10 protein-coding genes are annotated in these 7479 nt (G+C 49.3%); 2 read left to right on the forward strand and 8 right to left on the reverse strand.

Going from position 1 to position 7479, the window contains the following annotated elements; genetic code table 11:
• Nucleotides 1–818: hypothetical protein (locus tag L0156_09510; protein ID MCI0603238.1), on the reverse strand; the 818-nt coding region annotated here is incomplete at its 3' end.
• Nucleotides 819–943: 125 nt separating this feature from the next.
• Between L0156_09510 and L0156_09515 the strand changes: the two genes are divergently transcribed.
• Nucleotides 944–2692 carry an alpha/beta fold hydrolase gene (locus tag L0156_09515; GenBank protein ID MCI0603239.1) on the forward strand — a complete coding sequence of 583 codons (1749 nt, stop codon included), beginning with the start codon at nucleotides 944–946 and terminating at the stop codon, nucleotides 2690–2692.
• A gap of 320 nt (nucleotides 2693–3012) precedes the next feature.
• Here the strand turns inward: L0156_09515 and L0156_09520 are convergent, their stop codons facing one another.
• On the reverse strand, nucleotides 3013–3555 hold the full coding sequence (locus L0156_09520; protein MCI0603240.1) for a hypothetical protein: 543 nt from the start codon (nucleotides 3553–3555) through the stop codon (nucleotides 3013–3015).
• 55 nt (nucleotides 3556–3610) lie between these two features.
• On the opposite strand from L0156_09520, the gene L0156_09525 reads away from it, so the two are divergent.
• The gene (locus L0156_09525; GenBank protein MCI0603241.1) at nucleotides 3611–3793 is read left to right on the forward strand and encodes a hypothetical protein; all 183 of its coding nucleotides are present in this window, start codon (nucleotides 3611–3613) and stop codon (nucleotides 3791–3793) included.
• A gap of 1 nt (nucleotide 3794) precedes the next feature.
• Here the strand turns inward: L0156_09525 and L0156_09530 are convergent, their stop codons facing one another.
• The 6 genes from L0156_09530 to L0156_09555 all read right to left on the reverse strand — a co-directional run.
• The gene (locus L0156_09530; GenBank protein MCI0603242.1) at nucleotides 3795–4025 is read right to left on the reverse strand and encodes a hypothetical protein; all 231 of its coding nucleotides are present in this window, start codon (nucleotides 4023–4025) and stop codon (nucleotides 3795–3797) included.
• A gap of 4 nt (nucleotides 4026–4029) precedes the next feature.
• A complete protein-coding gene (cobS, locus tag L0156_09535; protein MCI0603243.1) occupies nucleotides 4030–4767 on the reverse strand; it encodes an adenosylcobinamide-GDP ribazoletransferase in 738 nt (245 codons plus the stop codon).
• Nucleotides 4764–5804 (reverse strand): nicotinate-nucleotide--dimethylbenzimidazole phosphoribosyltransferase, encoded by a 1041-nt coding sequence (cobT, locus tag L0156_09540; protein ID MCI0603244.1) that lies wholly within the window; start codon nucleotides 5802–5804, stop codon nucleotides 4764–4766. The genes cobS and cobT overlap by 4 nt, the downstream gene beginning before the upstream one ends.
• 7 nt (nucleotides 5805–5811) lie before the next feature.
• Entirely contained in the window at nucleotides 5812–6327 is a 516-nt protein-coding gene (cobU, locus tag L0156_09545) for a bifunctional adenosylcobinamide kinase/adenosylcobinamide-phosphate guanylyltransferase (protein MCI0603245.1), read from the reverse strand.
• Nucleotides 6300–7157 (reverse strand): sugar phosphate isomerase/epimerase, encoded by an 858-nt coding sequence (locus tag L0156_09550; GenBank protein MCI0603246.1) that lies wholly within the window; start codon nucleotides 7155–7157, stop codon nucleotides 6300–6302. Before L0156_09550 ends, cobU begins: the two co-directional genes overlap by 28 nt.
• On the reverse strand, nucleotides 7154–7479 hold a 326-nt coding region (locus tag L0156_09555), incomplete at its 5' end, for an ABC transporter ATP-binding protein (GenBank protein MCI0603247.1). The genes L0156_09550 and L0156_09555, both read right to left, overlap by 4 nt.

The following is a 7479-nucleotide window of genomic DNA, read 5'->3' on the forward strand; positions in this document are numbered from 1 at the left end:
AGACCGATCGCGAGAAAATATCTGCGCCCGTTTCCCGGGAACCGAACGATCATAAAAAGAAGCAGCGAGAAATTCAGAAGGGCGGTTAAGCCTGTAATGACGGAAAGCCGCAATAGGTGCCAGTTGTACGTATAGCCGAACAGATTTCGCCACGCTTCAGCAATCAGTAGCAGCGCAGCAACAATTGCAAGCAGTGCAAGAAGAAGATAAGAACGGTCCCCGCGATCCGCCAAAAACAAAAGGAATGCGAAGATACCCACCAGGATCATCCCGCTCAAAGAGATCAGAGAAACAGAAGTTGTATACCTGCCGACATCCGCAATCCAATCATAATCTCCGATCAATAACATCCAGTACCCCGAAAGAGGCTCAAAGTGGCGATGATGAGCGGACGTACGGAGCGCAACTGTGTGAGACCCGGGGGTTGCCAAACTTTCCCGGACGACGTAGTGCGCCTGGATGGGCCCTGGAATTTCCTGATCCGGAGTTGTGGCTGGTCTCCCTCCGCGACCGATCAAAACACCATCCCAGTAGATTTCATGCGCAGCCAATGCTGCAAAATAAATCCCAAGCGGATGTCCAGGAACAAGATGCTTTTGTGAAAGATGGATCGTTGTCCGGAACCATGAAATTTCGTTGCCAGCCGGCGTGAATCGAAGTTCAGTCAGTGTCCAGTTCCGGTCATCCCATGAAGGTTCAGCCCACGCAGGATCGTCCCCTTCCTTCATCAAGAATTGCGATTGATTGATAAATTCGGCACCCCAGATGGATTTAGCTGAAAGCAGAAGGAACAACAATATCGTCGTGGGGCGGGTCATAGAAATTAGTCTAGCATGCGAGTCCCGGACATAACGTGCAGTTCACCGATTCCATGAGACGCTCACCGATTCAAACAGCGTCAAGTCTTGCGGGCGTCGTATTGTCTGAAAAAGGAGAACACATCATGCACAAGATTCTTACAATCGCGCTTCTGTTCATTGCAATGATTTCTGTTGCTGACGCGACAGATAAACCGCAGTTGACCTTCAAGACCTATGAATTTGAAAGCGATGACGGGAAACAAGTGCCGGCAGAGCTGGGAGAACTCATTGTGCCGGAAAATCGAAATGGGAAGAGTTCACGCGTAATCACTCTCCGTTTTGTAAAATTCGCTTCGACGGCGAAAGGTCAGCGATCTCCGATTGTATATCTGGCTGGTGGCCCGGGCGGTTCCGGAATCGATGCAGCGCGCGGATCACGCTTTCCTTTATTTATGGCGATGCGTGAATTCGGCGATGTGATTGCTTTTGACCAGCGCGGCACCGGAATGTCCGAACCGGACATTTCGTGTAAGGAAACATACCTGGTTCCACTCAATGAACCGTTAGATCGCGCCGTTGCAGGAAAAATTCTGGCGGATTCAGCGCGCGCCTGTTTTCAAAGATTGCAGGAGCAAGGAATCAACTTGAGCTCATATAATACACGCGAAAATGCAGCCGATTTGAATGACCTGCGGATAGCGCTCAAGTCGCCGCGTTTAACGCTGTGGGGAATCAGCTACGGCACGCATCTCTCATTAGCGGCCATGAAATACCATGGCGATTTCATTGATCGTGTAATTCTCGCTGGACTCGAGCCACTCCATCATACGTATAAGCTTCCTGCGGATCAACAAAAACTGCTGGCAACGATTGCAGAGCTTGCAACGAAAGATCCAAAGGTTGCAGCTTCAGTTCCGGACTTAATGAGCTCTCTTCAACAGCTTCTGAAAACACTGGAACATGAACCACAGGTTGTATCACTGACGCATCCGCAAAATGGCATGACTGCGCAAATCAAAGTCGGAAAGTTTGATTTGCAATATGCTCTTGCGGGAATGCTGGTCGGCCCGGAAACCTTCGCGGGTATGCCTGATTTTATCTCGCGTTTGGAGAAGAGTGATTGGACCGCGCTGGCTTTACTTACAGCGCAAAACAGAATGGGTGAAGCCCCAAATGCGATGTCGATTGCAATGGATTGTTCTTCAGGAGCAAATCGGGAGTGGTCTCAGGAAATCGCGCAGCAAGCGAAGAATGCGATGCTTGGTGACGCGATCAATTTTCCCTTTCCCGAAATCTGCCCATCTGATCTGGATCTGGGCGATGATTTTAGAAAGCCGGTAACGTCGAACATTCCCGCTCTTCTCATTAGCGGAACTCTTGATGGTCGCGCACCGCCCTCGAATGCCGAAGCAGTGGCGGCTCACTTGAAAAACTCACAGCATCTCGTTATTGAAGGAGCCGGACACAGTGATCCACTCTTCCTTTCTTCTCCGGACATTCTGGCGGCGATAAAAACATTCATGCGCGGCAAGCCACTGCGGGAAAAAAGAATTACGGTTCCGATCGATCCCTTCATTTCCCCCCGGAAGATTGTTCAGGTTCCGGATGAAATCTTGGATCGGTATGTGGGAACTTACAAGATCAATGAAAAGGAATCCCGTCGCGTATTGAAAGCCGGTAACATTCTTTACACACAGCGCGGGGACGGTCCCGCTCGCCCTGTTCGACCCATGTCGCAAACGGAGTTCTTCTACGAAGGGATACAGGGCTGGCTTCGTTTTGACCTTAATCCGGAAGGGAAAGTTACAGGCATGACAGTGTTTCAGGGCAGACGCACACCGGGCGAACCAGCGGTCCGGATCGAAAAACCAACGATAATCAAGGGAAAATAACACAGATGATCTACCACGACGGTGATACGAAGTACATCGCTCTACGGAGCGCAACCTTCTAGACTGCATTACGGGCCGCGGGCTTCCAGCCTGCATGAAAATTACAAAGCAACCTATTACCCCGCCTGCCGATAATCTATCGGAGCGCACGTTTAGAGTGTGCGCGACAATTTGCCACGGAGCGGACAGTTTACCGCGATCTTTTGCCGAAGATTCGGGTTTCAGCGTCCGCTCCGGTTGGTGAAAGTTGCTGAGAGCTGTTTACACCAAAAAAATATCCCTTACCTAATAGCGTTCCTGATCTCGTGAAGCCCTGAATTTCAGCAGCGCACACCGAATTTGGCGACGTATCTGCGCCGGCGCAACAGTTCCCTTGCCTTGGAGAAGGAGAACCAAACCATTTTACCGCTGACACTTTCCTTGGAATGAAGCTTCAATTCAGTAAAAAACTTCAGGTAGAAGAGTCCTGCTTCCCTCGAAGACATGGAGGATAGCGGTGCAATCGCAAGCGGCGCGACCGTGGGTGTAGATTTCAAAACATCCTCGCTTACCTGCGGATCGAAACTCTCGCAAGTGCAAAGCGCGAGCAAAAACGGAGCGACCGCTGACTGCCGGCAAAGGACATTCCAGAATAATTTGAGTTGTTCATGCACAAAAAGAATCATGCAGTTGAATGCATCGTTCAGGATGATTTCTTGGGGATCATGCGCGCGCAAAGGCGTATTTCCAACCAACTGCAGGCCGCTTCGTTGCAGGCTGTGATACAACCTGCCGGAGAACTCATGTTCCCATCCTTGAATGTTCCCGGTTGCATCGACGACCATAATTCGAGGTGAACCGGTGACGGTTATTGAACTCCACATGTTCGGATGCTAACACAAACGAATCCCTGAATGCTCACGATATAATCGAAACGAAATGAAAACGGAGACAATATACAAAACCCTCCGGGAACCCAAAACTCTGGAGTTAGAAAGAACGGACGATGATCGCTTTCGCCTGGTGATTACGGTTAGGAAACTCGGCGCCGTGACTGCGGTGGAGTATTTTCTCGATAAGAATGAAGCTCAGCAATTGAAAGAAGCCCTCTCAAAATATTGACTCAGTCGGTCGCTTCCCTGTACGGTCCGGCGTAAAGAAAGGTGCCGTCAAATCGTTTGTGTAGATCTTGAAGGTAATCCTCTACCTCTTCCCCTGATTTCATCAGCCAGTCCTTCAGATCATTCAAAAAGATCTCATTAACAGTTCCTTGCAGCTGACCACCTTCGTTCCAGACACGGCCGACCTCCACTTCTTGTTCGCCGTTCTTCGTATAAAAAATGACAACCTTCATGCCGCTATAGTAGCATTGAGCCGGAAAGAAGCGCTGCGATTTCCGTAACTTCGCATTGCGCGCCCAGAGTATCCCCGGTAAAACCTCGGATTCTTCCATAGCAATAACCCCAAAACAGCAAGCCCACAAGACACACGATTCCGAAAACATACAATCCAGGAAATCTAAAAAAAGAGAATTGAATTGCCACACAGAGGAACAGGGAGGGAAATGCGTGCTTGAAGAAGTTCCCTTCAGCGAAGGCCTTCCCTGTACCCTCAGATCGCGCGTAAGGTAGAAGCGTGCAGGTCACAGAAAGCAAAGCACGGCAGAGCATTGGTGAAAGCAAAATCACGCCCACCTGACCGGCTTTTAAGACATAGGAAATGGCAATGATTTTCACGTATAAAGTGAGAACAATTGCTGCAATTCCATAAACTCCAATTCGATCATCTTTCATGATCCGCAGAACCGATTCACGATCGGTTCCCGCGCCAAAACCATCCGCAGAATCTGCCATTCCATCCAAGTGCAATCCGCCCGTTAGAATGAGTCCCGCAACCAGAACCAGTGGAGCCAGCAAGTCAACCGGAAAGTGATACTTCAGCCCGGCCCACGAAAGGATCCATTGGATAGAACCAATCAACAAACCAATGAGAAAGAACCAGCGCAAACTGGAGGAAAAATCCTCCGGCCGGTAATCAACCATTCGTGGGATGCGAATAACAGTAAGGAACTGGAGCGCCAGCAAGAACGAGTTCATTCTTTTTTGCGTGATACATCAGCCTGTTCAAACGTCGGCATCTCCCGGAACAGACTTACCGCCGAATCAATGATTCCCATCGCAAGAGCAGCGCCAGTGCCTTCTCCCAGACGCATTTCCAAATTCAGAATCGGTTCGACATTGAGATGTTGAAGAACGTTTCTGTAGCCCATTTCCGCGGAGTCGTGCGCAAAAAACATATACTCACGGCATGGCGGCACAAGCGCCATGGCAATTGCTGCTGCCGCTGTGCAGATGAAGCCATCAACCACAACAGGAAGCCAGCTCGCGGCTGCTCCCAGATAGAGTCCTGTGAGCGCCGCAATTTCAAACCCTCCAAAGTATTGAAGGATATCCAGCGGTTTCATGGAGGAAATATTCCACCGATTCAGCGCGGAGCGGATGATCGCAGCTTTATTAAGTCTTCCTGATTCGTCCAGGCCAGCCCCTTTTCCGGTTACAAGTTCAGGATCAATTCCGAACAGAGCCGAATAGATCGCGCTGGCTGCAGCTGTATTTCCGATCCCCATATCGCCACCGGCAATTAGCTGAATTCCTTCGGCTTTGGCCTGGTCCGCAAATTGAATTCCCGCTTGCAACGCATGACTCATTTCATCTGACGTCATCGCGGATTCTTTGACGAAATTTCTGGTTCCATTGTTAATGTGTACTGTGATCAGATTGTTGTGAGAAATCCTTGCGGCAATTCCCATGTCAACAATTTTCAAATCGATTTTTTCTTTATCAGCAAGAATCGAAATTGCCGCTTTTCCGGTTAGGAAACCACGAACCATCTGAGTTGTGACATCCTGCGGGTAAGCGCTGACTCCTTCCGCAACAATTCCATGGTCGGCTGCAAATACGAGCAGTCGCTTGTTCTTCACCTCCGGCATGCCGGTTCGGGTGATGGCACAGATCCGCGAGCCAATCTCCTCCAGACGGCCCAGACTTCCCTGAGGTTTAATCAGATTGTCCCAGCGTTCCTGAGCACTTTTGAAAAATTGCACAACAACGGGTTCGATTCCTGGTATTTTCATCACATCCTCACTTCAATTGAAAAGGCAAACCGCTGACCATGAAAATTACTCGATCAGCAACTTCTGCAATCCTTTGATTCGCTATACCGGCAAGATCTCGAAAGAGACGTCCGGAGTCATTTTCGGGCACAATACCCATGCCGACTTCGTTTGTTACTACAATCGTAGTGGATGCCCTTGCTTGAAGCGCTTCTACCAAACGGGCAACTTCAGTTTCGATTTGTTGCCGATTGTAGGAACGCATCAGAAGATTCGAAAGCCACAGCGTAATGCAGTCCACCACCATTGTTCCGCTGGAACGTCGTTCCAATGTTTGTGCCAAAAACACCGGCTCCTCAAGCGTGATCCAGTCATCTCCCCTATCCAATTGGTGCTTGCGGATCCGGTCCTTCATTTCTTGATCCAAAGCCTCGGCAGTTGCAAGGAAGATTCTGGGCGAATGACCGGAAGCAAGTTCCAGAGCCATTCGACTCTTTCCGCTTCTCGCTCCACCTGTTATGAGTACAACTTTTGTGTTTCCCATTTGTTCCAGAATCGTTTAAATGTTTTTAGACTTTCCAGCAGATGATCCAGTTGAAAAACCTCCAGAATGAGTGTCTCGCTGTATTTGATCTCATCCATTTTCTCCATCAACTGGTGAGTGCTTCTTCTGTCTTTCGGGGAAAGTCCATTGTGATCGATCCCTTTCTTCAATCCGTGAAGATGAATGATTTTCGTTTCACGGAGATGCTTGTTGAGGTGGTTCTTGACCGGGAAATGATTCACGCGCAGATGCCCTATATCGATGCATTTGGCAAGACCATACCGGTCCACAAGATCTGCCACCCATGAAAACGGATACGCTAGATTTTCAACGCAGAGAGATTGGGGTACGATACCCGATTCCAGCAATTCTTCGGTTGATTTGCAGAGCTGGTCGCGCCACTTCTGCAAATCTTTGAACGGCGTTCCCTCGGGGTTGCGGCTCGCATAATGGAAAACGAAATGTTTGCAGCGCAAGCGGACACCAACTTCATAAATCCGCTGAATCATTGCAACGGAATCTCTCCGGAATGATTCATTTTCATGTCCCGGGTATGCATCCAGAGGCAGATGAACCGAATACGTTATGTTTTTTGATTCCGCCAGTTCATTCAAGTAACGAATGGTGGAAGCATCCGGAATATTCGAAATCGTATTCCCTTCAAACAGCAAAAGCTGTATCTCATCTAAGAAATCGCCCAGGAGCTCGACGTTCGGAACAATTTCGCCCGGATAGATATAAGAAGTGGTCCCCAATCGAAACGGAAAACTGCCCTTCATTCCCGCAAAAGATTTCAGCAAGCTTCGCGCTTGCTCCAGTGAAACTTTCATATCAGCTCGAATTCAAACAAGGTTGCCAACCGTTCTTCGGTAAGGACTTCTTCATACATTCCAAACCCGATTTGTTTACCTTCCTCCAGCAACAAAACTTGAGTGGAGTGTTTTCTCAGAAGGCGCAGATCATGCGAAGCACAAAGGATGGTGAGTCCATCGCTCTTCAGACGCAAAAGTAAACGGGACAACCGGGCGATCTGGCGCAAGTCCAAAAAGCTCGTAGGCTCATCCAACAAAAGCACTTCCGGTTGCTGCGCCAGCGCTGCGGCGATGCAGACACGCTGAAGCTCTCCGGCACTCAGCTGCGAAATCGGCCTGC

This window comes from bacterium (assembly GCA_022616075.1).
Classification (GTDB): Bacteria; Acidobacteriota; HRBIN11; order JAKEFK01; family JAKEFK01; genus JAKEFK01.

Excerpts from the sequence above, each read along its gene's own strand:
- L0156_09525 (MCI0603241.1), top strand. The coding sequence starts at position 3,611 with ATGAAAACGGAGACAATATACAAAACCCTCCGGGAACCCAAAACTCTG.
- L0156_09515 (MCI0603239.1), top strand. The coding sequence starts at position 944 with ATGCACAAGATTCTTACAATCGCGCTTCTGTTCATTGCAATGATTTCT.
- L0156_09530 (MCI0603242.1), bottom strand. The coding sequence starts at position 4,025 with ATGAAGGTTGTCATTTTTTATACGAAGAACGGCGAACAAGAAGTGGAG.
- L0156_09520 (MCI0603240.1), bottom strand. The coding sequence starts at position 3,555 with ATGTGGAGTTCAATAACCGTCACCGGTTCACCTCGAATTATGGTCGTC.
- L0156_09550 (MCI0603246.1), bottom strand. The coding sequence starts at position 7,157 with ATGAAAGTTTCACTGGAGCAAGCGCGAAGCTTGCTGAAATCTTTTGCG.
- cobU (MCI0603245.1), bottom strand. The coding sequence starts at position 6,327 with ATGGGAAACACAAAAGTTGTACTCATAACAGGTGGAGCGAGAAGCGGA.
- cobT (MCI0603244.1), bottom strand. The coding sequence starts at position 5,804 with ATGAAAATACCAGGAATCGAACCCGTTGTTGTGCAATTTTTCAAAAGT.
- cobS (MCI0603243.1), bottom strand. The coding sequence starts at position 4,767 with ATGAACTCGTTCTTGCTGGCGCTCCAGTTCCTTACTGTTATTCGCATC.